This is a genomic window from Aquisediminimonas profunda (assembly GCF_019443285.1).
GTDB classification, from domain to species: domain Bacteria; phylum Pseudomonadota; class Alphaproteobacteria; order Sphingomonadales; family Sphingomonadaceae; genus Aquisediminimonas; species Aquisediminimonas profunda.
This window is the reverse complement of record NZ_CP080327.1, coordinates 2588454-2605567: the sequence shown is the minus strand read 5'-3', so window position 1 is coordinate 2605567 and position 17114 is coordinate 2588454. Positions and strand designations below refer to the sequence as shown.

Annotated in this window: 15 protein-coding genes; 5 read left to right on the top strand and 10 right to left on the bottom strand. The window is 55.8% G+C overall.

The features are described from left to right. Positions 1–36: 36 nt before the first annotated feature. Positions 37–3498 (bottom strand): transcription-repair coupling factor, encoded by a 3462-nt coding sequence (gene mfd / locus K0O24_RS12915; protein ID WP_219893136.1) that lies wholly within the window; start codon positions 3496–3498, stop codon positions 37–39. 1 nt (position 3499) lies between these two features. Beyond that, entirely contained in the window at positions 3500–3766 is a 267-nt protein-coding gene (locus K0O24_RS12910) for an FAD assembly factor SdhE (RefSeq protein ID WP_219893135.1), read from the bottom strand. Positions 3767–3841: 75 nt separating this feature from the next. Here K0O24_RS12910 and recG point away from each other — a divergent pair, with 75 nt between their 5' ends. Continuing rightward, positions 3842–5902, top strand: coding sequence for an ATP-dependent DNA helicase RecG (recG, locus tag K0O24_RS12905; RefSeq protein ID WP_219893134.1), 2061 nt, complete (start codon positions 3842–3844; stop codon positions 5900–5902). Here recG and K0O24_RS12900 read toward each other — a convergent pair. The 3 genes from K0O24_RS12900 to tyrS form a co-directional block, all read right to left on the bottom strand. Then, positions 5894–6199 (bottom strand): hypothetical protein, encoded by a 306-nt coding sequence (locus K0O24_RS12900; protein WP_219893133.1) that lies wholly within the window; start codon positions 6197–6199, stop codon positions 5894–5896. The genes recG and K0O24_RS12900 overlap by 9 nt on opposite strands. Before the next feature lie 116 nt (positions 6200–6315). Then, complete coding sequence (locus K0O24_RS16985; protein WP_425514780.1) at positions 6316–6621, bottom strand: PilZ domain-containing protein; 306 nt, start codon at positions 6619–6621, stop codon at positions 6316–6318. A 109-nt stretch (positions 6622–6730) separates the two neighbouring features. Further along, a complete protein-coding gene (tyrS, locus tag K0O24_RS12890) occupies positions 6731–7960 on the bottom strand; it encodes a tyrosine--tRNA ligase (RefSeq protein ID WP_219893131.1) in 1230 nt (409 codons plus the stop codon). Between the two features lie 89 nt (positions 7961–8049). On the opposite strand from tyrS, the gene K0O24_RS12885 reads away from it, so the two are divergent. The 4 genes from K0O24_RS12885 (at position 8050) to K0O24_RS12870 (ending at position 11593) form a co-directional block, all read left to right on the top strand. Next, positions 8050–8538, top strand: coding sequence for a DOMON-like domain-containing protein (locus tag K0O24_RS12885; protein WP_246611002.1), 489 nt, complete (start codon positions 8050–8052; stop codon positions 8536–8538). Beyond that, a complete protein-coding gene (locus K0O24_RS12880) occupies positions 8535–9734 on the top strand; it encodes an exo-beta-N-acetylmuramidase NamZ family protein (RefSeq protein WP_219893130.1) in 1200 nt (399 codons plus the stop codon). The genes K0O24_RS12885 and K0O24_RS12880 overlap by 4 nt, the downstream gene beginning before the upstream one ends. Before the next feature lie 104 nt (positions 9735–9838). After that, positions 9839–10315, top strand: coding sequence for a YybH family protein (locus tag K0O24_RS12875; RefSeq protein ID WP_219893129.1), 477 nt, complete (start codon positions 9839–9841; stop codon positions 10313–10315). Positions 10316–10330: 15 nt separating this feature from the next. After that, positions 10331–11593: a M24 family metallopeptidase gene (locus K0O24_RS12870; RefSeq protein ID WP_219893128.1), complete on the top strand. Its 1263-nt coding sequence runs from the start codon at positions 10331–10333 to the stop codon at positions 11591–11593. On the opposite strand, the gene K0O24_RS12865 is transcribed toward K0O24_RS12870, so the two are convergent. The 5 genes from K0O24_RS12865 to rpoD form a co-directional block, all read right to left on the bottom strand. Next, complete coding sequence (locus K0O24_RS12865) at positions 11590–12078, bottom strand: GNAT family N-acetyltransferase (RefSeq protein ID WP_219893127.1); 489 nt, start codon at positions 12076–12078, stop codon at positions 11590–11592. The two genes, K0O24_RS12870 and K0O24_RS12865, sit on opposite strands and share 4 nt — an antisense overlap. Then, positions 12078–13256 (bottom strand): vWA domain-containing protein, encoded by a 1179-nt coding sequence (locus K0O24_RS12860; RefSeq protein WP_219893126.1) that lies wholly within the window; start codon positions 13254–13256, stop codon positions 12078–12080. The genes K0O24_RS12865 and K0O24_RS12860 overlap by 1 nt, the downstream gene beginning before the upstream one ends. Before the next feature lie 38 nt (positions 13257–13294). Then, positions 13295–14140, bottom strand: coding sequence for an AAA family ATPase (locus K0O24_RS12855; RefSeq protein ID WP_219895626.1), 846 nt, complete (start codon positions 14138–14140; stop codon positions 13295–13297). Positions 14141–14247: 107 nt separating this feature from the next. After that, positions 14248–14919 carry a DUF6975 family protein gene (locus K0O24_RS12850; protein ID WP_219893125.1) on the bottom strand — a complete coding sequence of 224 codons (672 nt, stop codon included), beginning with the start codon at positions 14917–14919 and terminating at the stop codon, positions 14248–14250. Between the two features lie 139 nt (positions 14920–15058). Continuing rightward, positions 15059–17107 (bottom strand): RNA polymerase sigma factor RpoD, encoded by a 2049-nt coding sequence (gene rpoD / locus K0O24_RS12845; RefSeq protein WP_219893124.1) that lies wholly within the window; start codon positions 17105–17107, stop codon positions 15059–15061. Positions 17108–17114 lie beyond the last annotated feature (7 nt).

Sequence of the window (17114 nt, the reverse complement as noted above, 5' to 3'; positions counted from 1 at the left end):
AACCCTTCGTGTCATGGCGCTAGCCATTTTTGGGAGTCAGCCCATGATCCTGGCGAGACCGCGCGAGAGTTGGAGAATGCCGTTGAGTCTTGCTCGCGGGTCGCTCCATGCGCGTGAGATGGACAGTCGACTATCAGGCCGCAGCTTTGCTGTCCCGCCAAGCCTCTCGACATAGGCAACCAATCCGGCAATGTCTGGAAAGCTGTCGTTCCAGAAGCTGACCAGCGCGCCGCGCGGCCCCACATCAATCTTAGCAACATGGGCCTTTCGGGCATTAAGCTTGATATTCATGACGGTCAGCAGGTTTTCGGTTGACTCAGGAAGTTTTCCAAATCTATCAATGAGTTCTGCTGCAAAGCTCTCAAGTTCTTGGGCAGATTCCATATCGTTGATCCGGCGGTACAGGCTCATGCGCAAGTCGAGATCTGGCACATAGTCCTCTGGAATGAGGATCGGTGCATCGACGGTAATCTGTGGGGAAAGATCGCGAGTGCGCGCCTCAGCAATACCGCCAGCCTTTGCCTCGAGGATCGCCTCTTCGAGCATTGATTGGTAAAGTTCAAAGCCGACTTCCCGAATGTGGCCCGACTGTTCGTCACCCAGCAGATTTCCGGCTCCGCGAATATCGAGATCATGACTGGCCAGCTGGAAACCGGCACCAAGATTATCGAGATCCGACAAGACTTTGAGACGCTTTTCTGCTGTCTCTGTCATGATCCGCTCCGGCGGTGTCGTGAGATAGGCATAGGCACGAATCTTTGCGCGGCCGACGCGCCCGCGAAGTTGATAAAGCTGGGCGAGTCCAAAACGGTCCGCCCTATGAATTATCATCGTATTGGCGCTGGGAATATCGAGACCGCTTTCCACGATGGTTGTTGAAATCAGGACGTCGTATTTACGGTCGTAAAAGGCAGACATGCGATCTTCGACATCGCCAGCAGCCATTTGACCATGGGCGACGACGTACGTGAGCTCGGGTACATGCTCGCGGAAGAATTCCTCGATATCGGGCAGGTCAGCGACACGGGGGGTCACAAAGAAACTCTGTCCGCCACGATAGTGCTCGCGCAGCAGCGCTTCACGCAGCACGACAGGATCCCAGGGCATGACATAGGTCCTGACTGCCAGACGATCGACCGGCGGCGTCTGGATGACCGACAATTCTTTCAGGCCCGACATCGCCATCTGCAATGTACGAGGAATTGGCGTCGCGGTCAGCGTCAACATGTGAACGTCTGTCTTGAGTGTCTTGAGCCGTTCCTTGTGGACGACACCGAAGCGCTGTTCCTCATCGACAATGACAAGGCCGAGCCGTTTAAATTCCACGCCCTTGGTTAGCAAGGCATGGGTGCCAATGACGATGTCGACCGTGCCATCGGCCAGGCCTACGCGGCATGCTTTTGCTTCGGCTGCAGGAACGAGACGCGACAAGCGCCCGATTTTGATAGGGAATCCGTGAAATCGTTCAACGAAATTGCTGAAATGCTGACGGGCGAGCAACGTCGTTGGGCACACTAGGGCGACCTGCATGCCAGCCATTGCGGCGATGCAGGCCGCGCGTAATGCGACTTCGGTCTTTCCAAAGCCGACATCGCCACAGACGAGCCGGTCCATCGGCTTTCCGGCTGTCAGATCTTCGATCACATCGTTGATGGCGCGGTCCTGGTCATCCGTTTCATCATAGGGAAACCGATCGACAAAGGCGGGATAGGCACTCGTATCCGGGGCTGCCACGTCTGCTGATCGCAAGGCTCGGGCAGCGGCGGTTGCCATGAGCTCGCCCGCAATCTCGCGGATGCGATCCTTCATCCGCGCCTTGCGCGTTTGCCAGCCGATACCGCCGAGCTTGTCGAGCGCAACGCCCTCGCTCTCGCTGCCATAGCGCGAAAGCACATCGATATTCTCAACCGGAACGTAAAGCTTGTCGCCGCCTGAATAGGTCAGGGCAACACAATCATGCGGTGCATTTCCCACCGGAATTGACGTCAAGCCGTCATAGCGACCAATCCCATGCTCCGTATGGACCACAAGGTCCCCAGGCGTCAGTGTTGCGAGCTCGTTCAAGAACGCATCGGCGCTTTTTCGACGTTTGGCTCGACGCACCAGCCGGTCGCCAAGCAGATCTTGCTCGGTCAGGACAGCCAGATCGGCAGTCGTGAATCCGTGATCCAGCGGCAAGACCGCGAGCGCGGTCTGTCCTCCAGCGGCAATTGCCTGTGCCCTCTGCCAATTTTCCGCCGGCTCGACACCAGACAGTCCGTGATCCGCAAGCAAGCCTTTCAAGCGCTCGCGTGATCCGCCGGTGTAGGACGCGAGGATGACGCCTCGGCCTTCACGCCGCTGCGTGCCAATATGCGTCACTGCCGCTTCGTAGATGTTGGCACCCTGGGTCCGTTCTGCAGCAAAATCTCGGGCTGCCGAGACGCCGAGATCAATCACGCTATCAGATGCTGGCTCGGAAAAAGGGGAAGTCAGGTGAACAGGCAGTTCCTTTACGGTAACCTCCCATTCGCTGTCGGACAGATGGAGCGCGTCCGGCGCCAAAGGACGATAGCTGCCTGGATCGCTGCTCTGCGCCCGCACCCGATTGGTATGGTAGTCATTGATTGCTTCGAAGCGTGCCTGTGCCGCTGCGGGTACGCCAGAATCGCGCACGATCACGCAGTCTGGACCGACATGATCGAAAAATGTCGTCATCCGTTCTTCGATCAGCGGCAGCCAATGATCCATTCCGGCAAGCCTGCGCCCTTCAGAGACTGCTTGGTAGAGTGGATCGCCGGTCGCGGTTGCGCCGAAAGTCTCGCGATAGCGGCTGCGAAAGCGCTTGATCCCATCTTCATCCAGAAGGGATTCGGAGGCCGGGAGGAGCGAAAATTGCTCGACACGTCCCACTGTGCGTTGATCCGCCGGGTCAAATGTCCGGATGCTCTCGATCTCGTCACCAAAAAAATCGAGCCGAAGGGCGAGGGGCTCGCCAGACGGAAAGAGATCGACCAGGCTTCCCCGTATGGCGAACTCCCCGGCGTCGGCGACGGTATCGCTGCGGACATATCCATTTGCCTGCAGCAAGCTCGCCAACTGATCGCGGTCTATTCGTGCACCCGGCTTGAGAAGTGCGGAAAGCTGGCGAATGCGAAACGGCGTCAACGTGCGTTGCGTGACGGCATTGATCGTGGTGATGAGCAACTGTGGGGCAGTTCGGGGGCGCTGGAGGGCTGCAAGGCAGGCCAGCCGTTCAGATGTTACCCTCAGAGACGGCGAAGCCCGATCATAGGGCAGACAGTCCCAGGCCGGAAATGAAAGCAACTCGATTTCCGGGGCGAAATAATGCGCAGTATCCGCCGCACTTCGCATTCCGGCTTCATCAGCGGCGATGTATATGGCTCGTCCTTTGGCGGCACGCGCCAGGTCAGTCAGCAACCAGGGCAAAAATCCAGCGGGCACGCCAGCAAGCACAAATGGGCCTTTGGCCGCAAGGATACGGGGAAGAGTTTCCATTTCAGATAGCCGGTGCAATGAAATCCAGCCGCTGGAACGCGTTCATCATTTCGCCTTGCCAAATTTCAGGCACGGGGAGGGCGCGCAGCCCCCAAGCCATGATGTCGACATCCTGCTCTTCAAGAAGCGCTTCGAACCAATCCAACTGGCTATCGCTCCACGCAGCCGCATGGGCATCGAAAAAGCCGCCGATCATCATGTCAGCCTCTCGCGTGCCACGATGCCACGCACGGAATTTGAGACGTTTGAGGCGAATGTCGCGGTCCATCGGGTCCAACAGCAATTGGCCGGTCGCACATTTTGAACTGTGTGGCCGGCTGGTTTAAGGAGGCACCTGATAGACATGCGCCCGGAATTGCTCAACCCGCTCTTTGCCGAGATCGAAGTGCTGAAAGGCATTGGCCCTGCGATCGCCAAACCGTTGGCGAAGCTCGGCTTGTCGCGTGTTATCGACCTGCTCTTCCATTTGCCCACCGGTAGTGTCCAGCGACGCAATGTTGCCCGACTCGATGAGGCGCAAGACGGCACGATTATCAGCATTGAAGTGACACCGTTTCAATATCGCCAAGGCGGTGCTCGAGGGCCATTTCGGGTGCTCGCAACAGATTGCGACGGCGATGTGCTGACGTTGACTTTTTTTGGGGGCGGAAGTGGTTATGCGCGCAAGCAACTGCCGCTCGGCGAAAAGCGATTGGTATCCGGCAAGCTCGAGTTCTACGGGCAGGAACGGCAAATCATTCACCCCGATCATATCGTTCTGCCTGGAGAGAGCTCCAAAGTTCCCGAGACCGAAGCCATTTATCCGCTATCGGAAGGTTTGACATCTCGCAGGCTGGGGCAATTGGTCGCACAGGCGATGCCGAGAGCACCGGTTCTGCCGGAATGGATTGAGTCCAGCTTCTTGGACAGCCGTGGCTGGCAAAGCTGGCTATCGGCGTTGAAATCCATCCATCAAGACCCGGCGGATTCCGCTGCTCGCGATCGACTTGCCTATGATGAACTCTTTGCAAACCAGCTTGCTCTGATGCTTGTGCGCGCATCATCGCGCAGGCGGAGGGGGATGGCACTTGCAGGGGACGGCAGCCTGCGCGCCATGCTCAAGCTTCCTTATCAGCTGACCGCTGCACAGCGGCGGAGCATCAGCGAAATTGAAGGTGATATGACGCAGAAGACGCCCATGGTGCGCCTGCTGCAGGGCGATGTTGGGTCCGGCAAGACACTGGTTGCGCTGCACGCGCTGCTCATTGCAGCGGAATGCGGCGCACAAGGTGCAATGCTTGCTCCAACGGAAATTCTTGCCCGTCAGCATTATGAGACACTGCGTACCCAGCTCGCCGGCCTTCCGGTCAATGTCGCAATTCTGACCGGGAGAGACAAGGGACGCGCCCGCGAAGCGACCATGATGGGGCTCGCGGATGGCTCGATCCACATTCTTGTTGGTACTCACGCCATTTTCCAGGAGGCTGTTTCATACAGGAAACTCGCGCTTGCCGTCATTGATGAACAGCATCGTTTCGGGGTCGCGCAGAGGCTGTTACTCACCCAGAAGGCGGAGGCACCGCCTCACTTGCTTGTCATGACTGCAACACCCATTCCGCGAACGCTGACACTCACACATTATGGCGAGATGGACATAAGCCGTCTCGACGAAATGCCACCTGGACGCCAGCCGATTGACACTCGCGTCATGTCCGTCGAACGACTTGCGGAAGTTGTCGATGGCTTGGCGCGCCACATTTCAGCTGGCGGCCAGGGCTACTGGGTTTGTCCACTGGTAGAAGAAAATGAAACAAGTGATCGAGCCGCTGCCGAGGCCCGTGCTGAATCTCTCAGACAAAGATTTGGTGACAGGATCGGACTCGTTCATGGCCGCATGAAGGGGCCTGACAAGGATGCCATGATGCAGCGCTTTCAAAGCGGCGAGCTGGCCATTCTCGTGGCAACGACAGTCATAGAGGTCGGAGTGGACGTTCCCAATGCGACGCTCATGATTATCGAAAATGCAGAGCGCTTCGGATTGGCTCAGTTGCATCAGCTTCGTGGGCGTGTGGGCAGAGGTTCACAACATTCTGTTTGCCTGCTCTTGCGCGGCGAGTCCCTCAGCGAAACTGCTCGGGCAAGGCTGACGCTGATGCGTGAGACAAATGACGGATTTCGCATTGCAGAAGAAGATCTCAAGCTCCGTGGTGCGGGTGAGATACTTGGTGTCCGGCAGTCGGGCGAAGCGCAGTTCCGGCTCGCCACGCCTGAACATGTATCTGCGCTCATTCAGCCGGCTACTGATGATGCAAGACTACTCGTTGAACGTGATGGTGGGCTGGAAGGAGAGCGGGGCAAGGCTGCCCGGCTTGCACTTTATCTTTTTGAGCGCGACGCCGCAGTGGGCCTTATCCGTTCAGGCTAAACCGTGCAGAAGTTCGGTGAACGCAGCTTCTGCTATGGGCTGCTGAAAGTGCGCACCCAGCAAACCATTGCCGCACCAGACGACCATCGCCTTCAATTCGCCCAATCCTGGCATATCGAGTTTTACAACGCTCCCTTTGACCCGGTTAATACCAGTCCGCGCGAGAAAACCCGATCGCGCAATGTTTGTAATTTCGGCAGCCTCCCCGTCGATTTCAGAGTCGATGAGGACCGTTCGAAACAAGACGCTGTGGCGTGGCAAAGCCCTGCGCTCAAGTGAACGCGCTTCAGTTGGCATTGTTGGCGTCGTGCGCACCCGTCATTCTCCAGTTAGCGTTCCCCCGCTGCCTGGTCTTTCGGTTATTCACTCGTTCCTGTCGGGATCGGCTCCCGTCTTTCGATCATCCTTCTTTTTCAAATGAAGAATGGCCGCAGTTTTGAAAATTCGTCTGCTTCGATAGGGTGTTCGAATTCTCCCCCGATTCTGTCGCCGAGTGACCACAAAGTTGTGGCGCGCACCCAACCGACTCGCGGCAATTCGATAAGGATTGGCGCGTAGTCGTAAACGGGGCAGGGTGTCATGGCCATAAAACCTGTCCGCGAAATGTTCGCAATTCGCGCTGGGTGTTCCGGCTGCCCCTGAACGCGGATTCGAACCCAAAGCGCCACGTCAACGCGCTCCGATGATCGGCGATCCACGGCAAAAACTCGCGATGCCATAGTAACGGGTGGGGTCGTCATCCTGTGGTCCTCTTTCTTGACGAAGTCAGAACCATGCCCGCATCCCTCTAAGCGGCTGATAAGTTAGACACTTAACGCGCGATCAACCTTACGATCGAATCAGCACTCCGTGCAGCTTTTTTCCAGCAGAGATGCGGACCGCATTCTCGCCAATTTCAATGCGCGCCGCTTCATCAAGATTCCGAATGCCGTCAATTCTGGCTCCGCCGCCTTTTATGAGGCGCTTTGCCTCTCCCTTTGAAGCGACCAGCCCTAATCCTGCCAGAGCATCGACCAGGGAAATGCCATCTGCTCCGACCGCAAGGCTGGGCAAATCATCTCCAGCGGTACCTTCTTCAAAGGTCTTGCGCGCCGTTTCGGCTGCCGCTGCCGCCGCGTCAGCGCCCCGGCACAATTCAGTCGCCGCATTGGCGAGTGCGATCTTTGCAGCGTTGATTTCCGCGCCCTGCAGCGTTTCAAGGCGCGCAATTTCAGCGAGTGGCAGGTCTGTGAAAAGTTTCAGGAAGCGCCCAACATCGGCATCCTGAGTGTTCCGCCAGAATTGCCAATAATCATAGTTTGGCAACGCATCTTCGTTGAGCCAAACCGCGCCTGACATTGTCTTGCCCATTTTTCCGCCATCTGCGGTCGTGATAAGCGGTGTCGTAAGCCCAAAAACGTCTGTTTGGTCGATCCTGCGGGCAAGTTCGATCCCATTGACGATATTTCCCCATTGATCAGACCCGCCCATTTGCAGGCGACAACCCGCCCGGCGCGACAGTTCCAGAAAGTCGTATGCCTGCAGGATCATATAGTTGAATTCGAGGAAAGTAAGAGGCTGCTCACGCTCAAGGCGGAGCTTCACTGAGTCAAACGCCAGCATGCGATTGATGGTGAAATGTTTGCCGACTTCTCTCAGGAAGGGGATGTACTCAAGTGCATCCAGCCATTCTGCATTATCGACCATGATGGCATCTGTTGGGCCGTCACCAAAGGTCAGAAACCGCTCGAAAATGCGGCGGATCGAAGCAATATTGGAATTTATGTCATCACTGGACAGCAACCGTCGGCTTTCATCCTTACCTGACGGATCACCAACTTTAGTCGTTCCGCCACCCATCAGCACAATCGGCTTGTGACCAGCCTGTTGCAGCCTGCGGAGCATCATGATCTGGACCATGGATCCCACGTGCAACGAAGGGGCCGTCGCATCAAAGCCAATATAGCCCGGGACCACCTGACGCGATGCGAGAGAATCAAGTGCTTCGGCGTCCGTTACCTGATGGATGTAGCCGCGCGCGCTGAGCGTGTTTAAGAGGTCTGATTTGTAGTTAGTCATGGCGCGCGGGCGCTTAGCATGGGAACCTGATTTTGGAAACTTTTCGGTTGCTTGCGCATCCTGCGACTCCTCCCAACAAGGTGAAAGAGGTGAGCGTCGAGCTGAATTACTCTGAACGCGACGGAGATCTTTTGATTAACTTTTTAGTTTCCGGTGCCGAACACCTCAACTTGCCGGAATGGGCCTCGCCAGGTCGCTGCGATCGACTTTGGGAGACAACATGTTTTGAATTGTTTATTCAAATGGAAGATTTCGAGCCCTATTACGAGTTCAATTTTTCACCCTCAACCCAATGGGCGGCATATCGATTTGATCGATATCGCGAGGGGATGCGCGACCTTCACCTTGGCGTGGAGCCCCACATAGAAAGGGGCAATCTTGCTTTTGGGCATGTCATTGAAGCTGATATTGACTTGGCGCCTTTTCCCGACGCGACCTTAAGATTGGGCCTTTCAGCCGTAATCGAGGAAACCGACGGCACCAAATCCTATTGGGCCTTGGCGCATCCAGCGGGAAAGCCGGATTTTCATCACAAGGATTGCTTTGCGTTGACGCTTCCGGCACCGGAGGCAAGATGAAATTTGGCATAGACCGCCTGTTGGCAGACCCGACGCTTCGCGCTCCGCTTGAAGGACGGCGCGTTGCCCTTCTGGCGCACCCGGCGTCACTCACAAATAATCTGACCCACACTCTCGATGCACTTGTCGGGGCCGGGGTCAATGTCTCTGCAGCCTTCGGTCCTCAACATGGGCTGCGGGGCGACAAGCAGGACAATATGGTCGAATCCCCTGATTTCAATGATCCGATCCACGGCATTCCGGTATTCAGCCTCTACGGAGAAGTCCGACGGCCAACTGAGCAGATGATGGCAAGCTTCGACACGGTCCTGATCGATCTTCAGGACCTTGGTTGCCGGATCTATACCTTCATCACGACCTTGCGGTACATGCTTGAAGCAGCAGCAGCGCACGGCAAGTCGGTCTGGGTGCTGGACAGGCCAAACCCTGCCGGTAGGCCGGTGGAAGGCCTGACGCTGAGGCAAGGCTGGGAGAGTTTCGTTGGAGCGGGCGCAATGCCCATGCGACACGGCATGACCCTTGGGGAGCTAGGCCATTGGTTCATTGATACACTTGGCCTTGATGTCGATTACCAGCTCATCGCAATGGAAGACTATGATCCCGGTGCAGCGCCTGGCTTCGGCTGGCCGTTAGGCGACCGGGTCTGGGTCAATCCAAGCCCCAACGCGCCCAATCTCTGGATGGCGCGGGCATATGCTGGAACGGTGATGCTTGAAGGCACAACTCTGTCCGAAGGACGGGGGACAACCCGACCTCTTGAGATTTTCGGGGCGCCAGACATCGATGCGCGTGCTGTCCTTGCGGAGATGGAATCTTTCGCTTTGCCATGGCTGGGTGGTTGCGTGTTGAGAGAATGCTGGTTTGAACCGACCTTTCACAAGCATGTCGGCCAATTGTGCCACGGCCTGCAAATTCATGCTGAAGCGCCGCTTTACAAACACGAGGTGTTTCGCCCTTGGCGTGTGCAGGCACTGGCCTTCAAGGCAATCCGAAGACTGTATCCTGACTACGAACTCTGGCGCGACTTTCCCTATGAGTATGAACTTGGGAAACTCCCCATCGATGTGATCAACGGCAGCCCTTTGCTGCGCGAATGGGTGGATGACGTTGCATCTACCGCCTCTGACCTCGACGCATTGACTCTGCCCGATGAGACGGCGTGGAAAGAGGAGAGCATTCCACTTTTTAAATATTGACCGGTCGATAAATCGAATTCCCTTGCGTTGATGAGGCAACGGATTAGCCTCACGTCGTGTCGAAGGCTCGTGTATGGTTCTACCTACCGGTCAGGGAGCAAGCCATGAAGACCATGTTACTGTCGATCACCTGCCTGTTCCTTCTCTCAGGCTGTGGACCGAAATCGCTGCCAAAACCAACGCAAGCCGAAGCTGCAGAAATAGTCGACAAGACGGAGGCAGCGTTTTTGACCGGCGATCCTGTGCGGATCATGGAACATTACACTCCAGACGCTGTTTTTTTTGATTCTGAGCATGACATGCCAACAAGAGATCGGGCGGTTGCGTCCAAATGGACTGAGTCACTCATCACGAAAAAGCGAAGGTCATTTTCCAAAGGGGAGCGAGTTTTGCAACCGCTTGGAGAGCATGTGCTGATTAGCTCCGGCGTTGCTGAAATTGAAATTGATGGCAAGGATGGACCAAAGAAAATCAAAGTGCGCTACACTGATGTTTACCAGCAACAGCCCGATAGAATGTGGCTGATAGTCCATGAACACTTGTCAAAACTGCCGTCATTCAAAGCAGGTCCAGATGCCTGATTGGGCGCCTCGATCGTGATTGGATTCGAGCGCCGGGCCATTTTGGGCGGTTCGGCTCTCGTTGGGCTCGTGGTTGCAGGACCTACGTCAAGTGCGTGGGCCTTTTCGCAACCCAAGGACGCACTGCCAAATCTCGCCAAGGCAGCTCTGCCAATCAGCGTTGAGGAACGTCTCTCCAGGATCACCAAGGTTCAAAGTCTCATGAGGACTGCAGGTCTAGGGGCGCTGTTGGTAGAGCCTGGTTCGAGTCTCGTCTATTTTTCGGGGATCGAATGGTGGCGCAGCGAGCGTGTAACAGCACTGCTCATCCCGGCCGATGGCGACGCCATTGTCATAACTCCGTTCTTTGAAGCGCCCTCAATCCGGGAGTCCCTTGCCATAACGGCCGATGTCAGGACCTGGAACGAGGATGAAAGTCCATTCGCCCTGGCTGCCGAGTGGTTGAGGGAACGAAAGCTGGATCACTTTCCTGTCGCGATTGAGGAAACCGTTCGACGTTTTGTAGTGGATGGATTGCAGAGTGCTCTGCCTGCGGCAAGGCTGCAATCAGGTACGGCTATTGTCCGCGCATGTCGCATGCACAAATCTCCTGCCGAAATTGCGCTGATGCAATTGGCCGCTGACATCACGGTCGCCGCGTTCAGGAATGTTGGTCCGCGTATCGCAATCGGCATGACACCGATGGAAGTCGGGCAGATGATCCAGGCTGCCACGACCGAAATGGGAGCTGAGTCCGACCTTCCCCTGGTCTTGATAGGCGAGGCCAGCGCATATCCGCACGGGTCGGGGATGCCCCAGCGCGTGCGTGAAGGCGACGTTATCCTGATTGATGGTGGGTGTTCGGTGCAAGGATACACCTCTGATATTTCACGTACGATGGTATTTGGCGGCCCCAGCAAGGCGCAGCGACTGGTCTGGGATCAGGTCCACCGTGGTCAGCAAATTGCACTAGAAGCTGCCAAGCTTGGTATGCCAGCGGGAAGCGTGGATGACCAGGTGCGCGCCTGGTATGAGAAACTTGGTTATGGCCCCGGATACAGGCTGCCAGGCCTCTCGCATCGAACGGGGCATGGCATTGGGATGGATGGCCATGAACCCGTCAACCTCGTCCATGGCGAGACGACTTTGCTGCAGCCCGGCATGTGCTTTTCCAATGAACCCGGCATATACATTCCAGGGCAGTTCGGAATCCGCCTTGAAGACTGTTTCCACATGACGGCGGAGGGTCCGCAGTGGTTTTCCACGCCACCCCCTTCGATTGACAATCCGTTTGGCTAGATACGCCTGATCATTGCGCATCGGCGTTCCGGGTCGGGCTTTTCCGCCAACGCATTGCGCAGATATGGCGGTATGTCGCCGTCAGCCATGAACGAAAAGCCCAACCGCTCATAATAGGGAGCATTCCAGGGCAGGGTCCGATCGGTCGTCAGTGTCAGAGCTTCAAGACCCAAGCGACGTGCGATGTTTGTCATGTGTGCAATCAGGTCTTTTCCGACCCCCCGACGCTGAAACCCGCTTGCAACTGCAACCTCTTCGATGTGGAAGTCGCGCGCCAGCGCATTTCCGCAGATATAGCCGGCAATTTCGCCATCAATCACTGCGACCCAGACCAGTTCTTGGGCGATAAGCTCCCTAAGTTCCTCAGGCGAACTGGTTTCGCCCACGGCCCAAGCCATATGTGTGCCCTCAAAAAGGCAACCCGCGGAAAGATCGACTGCAATAATGGCTGAGACATCCGCGGCTTCTGCGCAGCGGATGTGCATCAGCTTTTCCGGGTCAATGTCCGCATCGCGTCATCAAGGCCGGCAAGTGTCAACGGGTACATCCGGTCGTTCATCAGTTCCTTGATCAGCTTTGTGGATTGCGAATACCCCCAATGCTGCTCTGGCGTCGGGTTCAGCCAGACGGCCGCCGGATATGTAGTCGTCACGCGATGCATCCACACAGCGCCCGCCTCCTCATTGAAGTGCTCAACCGATCCGCCGGGATGACTGATTTCATAAGGGCTCATTGCAGCATCGCCGACGAAGACTGCTTTATAGTCGTGCGGAAACTTGTGGAGCACTTCCCATGTTGACGTGCGCTCGGAAAACCTTCTGCGGTTATCCTTCCAAACCCCTTCATAAAGGCAATTGTGAAAGTAAAAGAATTCAAGGTTCTTGAACTCGCTCGTCGCAGCACTGAACAGTTCTTCGCAAAGCTTGATATGGGGATCCATTGACCCGCCAATGTCAAGAAACAAGAGCAGTTTGACTGCGTTACGCCGTTCGGCACGCATCTGGATATCAAGCCAACCCTTGCGGGCCGTGCCGTCGATCGTGCCGCCAATATCGAGTTCATCGAGCGCACCTTCGCGGGCAAATTTCCGGAGCCTGCGAAGCGCGATCTTGATATTGCGTGTGCCGAGCTCCTTGGTGTTGTCGAGATTTTGAAACTCGCGTTTGTCCCAAACCTTGATGGCACGCTTGTGCTTCGATTCACCCCCAATGCGGACGCCTTCGGGATTGTAACCGGAATTACCGTAGGGCGAGGTTCCTCCCGTGCCGATCCATTTGCTACCGCCTTGGTGGCGCTTTTCCTGCTCCTCAAGACGCTTCTTGAGCGTCTCCATGATCTCTTCCCAGGAACCGAGTGCCTTGATGGCCTCCATTTCCTCAGGCGTGAGGTATTTCTCGGCAATTGCCTTGAGCCATTCTTCAGGAATGTCAGCCTTGTTTTCACCGTATGATGTCAGGATGCCCTTGAAGACCTTGCCAAAGACCTGATCAAATCGGTCGAGCAGGCCTTCATCCTTCACGAAGATCGCGCGCGAGAGATAATAGAACTCCTCGGGATTCCGCTCGATTACATCCTTGTCCAGCGCTTCGAGCAGGATCAGATGCTCTTTCAGGCTGGCAGGTATGCCTGCTGCGCGAAGCTCATCGAGGAAATTGAAGAACATCTTTTGATATCCAAACCCGATTTTAATGGTGCGAGTTACTAACCCTGCTGGCGCCGCGCCATGAAGGCAAGGCGTTCGAAAAGCATCACATCCTGCTCGTTCTTCAGCAGCGCCCCGTGCAGCGGCGGAATTGCCTTTGTCGGATCGCGGTTCTGGAGGACGTCGAGCGGCATGTCTTCGGCGAGGAGGAGCTTCAGCCAATCCAGCAATTCGCTGGTCGAAGGCTTTTTCTTAAGTCCTGGCACTTCACGCACTTCATAAAAGACATCCATCGCCTTTGAGACGAGGATCTTCTGAATCCCCGGAAAGTGAACGTCTACAATGGCTTGCATCGTATCTCTGTCAGGAAACTTGATATAGTGAAAAAAGCACCGGCGCAGGAACGCATCCGGAAGCTCCTTTTCATTGTTCGACGTAATGACGACGATGGGCCGTTCCTTGGCCGTGATGGTCTCGTGCGTTTCGTAAACGTCGAAGCTCATGCGGTCGAGTTCCTGCAGGAGATCGTTTGGAAACTCGATGTCGGCCTTGTCGATTTCATCAATCAGGAGAACGGGCAGTTCTGGAGCAGTGAAGGCTTCCCAAAGTTTGCCCTTCTTGATGTAGTTCTTGATGTCATGAACCCGCTCGTCGCCGAGTTGTCCATCGCGCAGGCGGGCGACTGCGTCATATTCATAAAGGCCCTGGTGGGCCTTGGTCGAGCTCTTGATATTCCAGGAAATCAGCGGCGCATTGACTGCCTTGGCGATTTCTTCAGCAAGAACGGTCTTGCCTGTTCCCGGTTCTCCCTTGACCAGCAATGGCCGGCGAAGCGTTATCGCCGCATTCACCGCTACCTTGAGATCGTCGGTTGCTACATAATCCTGAGTGCCTGAAAAACGCATTGCCAGCCCTTGCTCTTGACGTGAACGTAAAGTCACATCCGGCGATAAGCAGGCTTTTGGGGTGGCGCAAGCCTTAAAGTCGATAGTCCGCTGCGGCGATGAGGGGCTTAATAATCCGCGCGAGCAAGTTGGCGCGCTTCCAGCAGGTCCCAAAGGCCACGATGCTGACCGATCAATTGTGCACACCCGAATGCCATGGCGCGCTCGACCCCCGGGGTCTCAGACAACGCAACGACAAGATCGTGGCAAGCTGCAGGTGAGGGCAGGGTGCACTCAGGCATTTCGACGCCGACTCGTTCAGCAGCGACATTGAGCAATCCCCGGATCGCATTCCAATCGAGAACAAGGCCGATCGCGGCCCCGATCGCGCAACCATCCCGATCCGATTGCGCCAGCATTTCAAGTGCATGGCGTTGGCCGATTACCGCGCTTTCGCTCTCTGCTTGGCCAGGTGTCGAAGGCAATGGCCCAACGGCAACAGCCAATTTCGTCAGATAGCTTCGTTCGACGACAAAGCTGTTGATTGTCTGGAGCATCCATTGCCGTGCCGCTGCATGGGCTGTCCGCAAGGCCGCATGATCAACGACCCCGGGATTGCGACCATGCAATGTACTCAGGTAGTGGACCGCATCTGCGAGATTGCGAGTCGCGAACTTGCCGCTCAGCAATTCGACGCTGGCCGCATAAAGATGCGAGCCGGTGCCTTCAGCGGCCACAAGCTGCGACAATACGTCAGCTCCCGGCCCTTGGTCTGGCAGACTTGGTGCGATACTCGCCATAATACTTCCCTTACCGGCAACGGGCAGGACCACCTGCTCAGACTTGCCTAAGGGATACCGCCTATACGAAGCACGTAAAAACAGGGTTTACAACGCGTTAGGGAGTTGTTGATTCAATCCCCCTGACCCGGAAACACCTCTATTGGTCGAGGAAGCTCCGCATTTTTCGGCTGCGGCTTGGATGTTTCAGTTTACGCAGTGCTTTTGCTTCGATCTGGCGAATGCGTTCGCGCGTCACGCTGAACTGCTGGCCAACCTCTTCAAGAGTGTGGTCCGTATTCATCCCGATTCCAAAACGCATGCGCAACACCCGCTCTTCCCGCGGCGTCAGGCTGGCGAGAACGCGCGTCACGGTTTCCTTCAGATTTGCCTGGATTGCAGCATCAACTGGTATGACCGCATTCTTGTCCTCAATGAAGTCGCCCAGATGCGAATCTTCCTCATCGCCGATCGGAGTTTCAAGGCTGATTGGCTCCTTGGCGATTTTCATCACCTTGCGAACCTTCTCCAGTGGCATCGAAAGGCGTTCAGCCATTTCTTCAGGCGTGGGTTCACGGCCTGACTCATGAAGGAACTGGCGGCTTGTACGAACAAGCTTGTTGATCGTTTCGATCATATGGACCGGGATACGGATCGTGCGGGCCTGGTCGGCGATCGAGCGGGTGATCGCCTGCCTGATCCACCATGTTGCATAGGTGGAGAATTTATAGCCGCGACGATACTCGAACTTGTCGACAGCCTTCATCAGGCCAATGTTACCTTCCTGAATAAGATCAAGGAATTGTAGGCCGCGGTTCGTATACTTTTTAGCAATGGAAATCACGAGCCGCAGGTTGGCTTCTACCATTTCCTTCTTTGCAATCCGGGCTTCGCGCTCGCCCTTCTGGACCATATTGACGATCCGTCGGAACTCGGTGAGCGACATGCCGGTTGCCTGCGATATTTCGGCAATCTCAGCACGAATGCGTTCGACTGCATCGATCTCGGCTTCCGCAAAAGCAGCCCATTTCTTGTCGGTCTTCTTGGCATTTTCCAGCCAGTTCTCGTCAAGCTCATGGCCCATATAGCTGTCGAGAAAACTCTTGCGCGGCACTTTGTGGCGTTCGGCCAAACGGAGCATCTGTCCACCAAGCGCTGTAAGCCGCCGATTGAAGGCATAGAGCTGGTCTACAAGATATTCGATCTTTGCACCGTGAAACTGGACACTTTCAACAAGTCCGGTCAGGTCTTCGCGCAACTTTTGGTATTTGTTCTCTTCCGACTTCGGAAAATCGTTGCCGACCGACAGGGCTTCGATTCGCGCAGCCTGGACCTTCGAGAATTTCTTGAACAAAGACGTAATGGCTGCAAACTTCTCAAGAGCAGCGGGCTTCAGCGTCTCTTCCATTTGGGCAAGCGAAAGCGTGTTGTCTTCGTCATCATCATCGGTCGGCCGCTTCGCACGACGCTCCGTCAATGAACCTTCAACATCGTCTTCATCGTCGGAAGCAACTTCTTCCTCAACATCATCCTCTTCCTTGTAGGAAGGGCCCGCCGTCTTTTCGGAAATCTCGCCGTCTTCTGCGACTTCGCCTTCTTCGGTGAGCGACTCCGGAGCAGGATCCTTTGACAGCATTGCATCGAGATCGAGAATTTCGCGCAGTTGCATTGTGCCTTCGTTGAGCGCGGTCGACCATTCGATAATGGCATTGAACGTGATCGGGCTTTCGCAAAGGCCCAGGATCATGGTGTCTCGACCGGCCTCGATGCGTTTGGCGATCGCTATTTCGCCTTCACGACTGAGCAGTTCGACCGCGCCCATTTCGCGCAAGTACATGCGGACGGGATCGTCAGTGCGATCGACCGTTTCCTTTTTCTTGTCTCCAACAGATTCTGGACCAAGCCCATCAGTCTGATCGACAGCTTCGATTTCCTCTTCGGGCTCGGCTTCTTCTCCATCGTCAAGTGCTTCGTCATTTTCGACGATGTTGACGCCCATTTCATTGATTGCGGCTGTTATGTCTTCGATCTGGTCTGAAGACATGACGTCCTGCGGCAAAGCGGCATTCAATTCGTCATAGGTGATGTATCCACGCTTTTTGGCGCGTGCGAGCAGCTTCTTGACCGATGCTTCATTGAGGTCGATCAGCGGAGCATCGCCGCTTTCCGGCTTGTCCGAGAGTTCCGCTGCTTCTGCTTCTTTGCTCATGTAACCG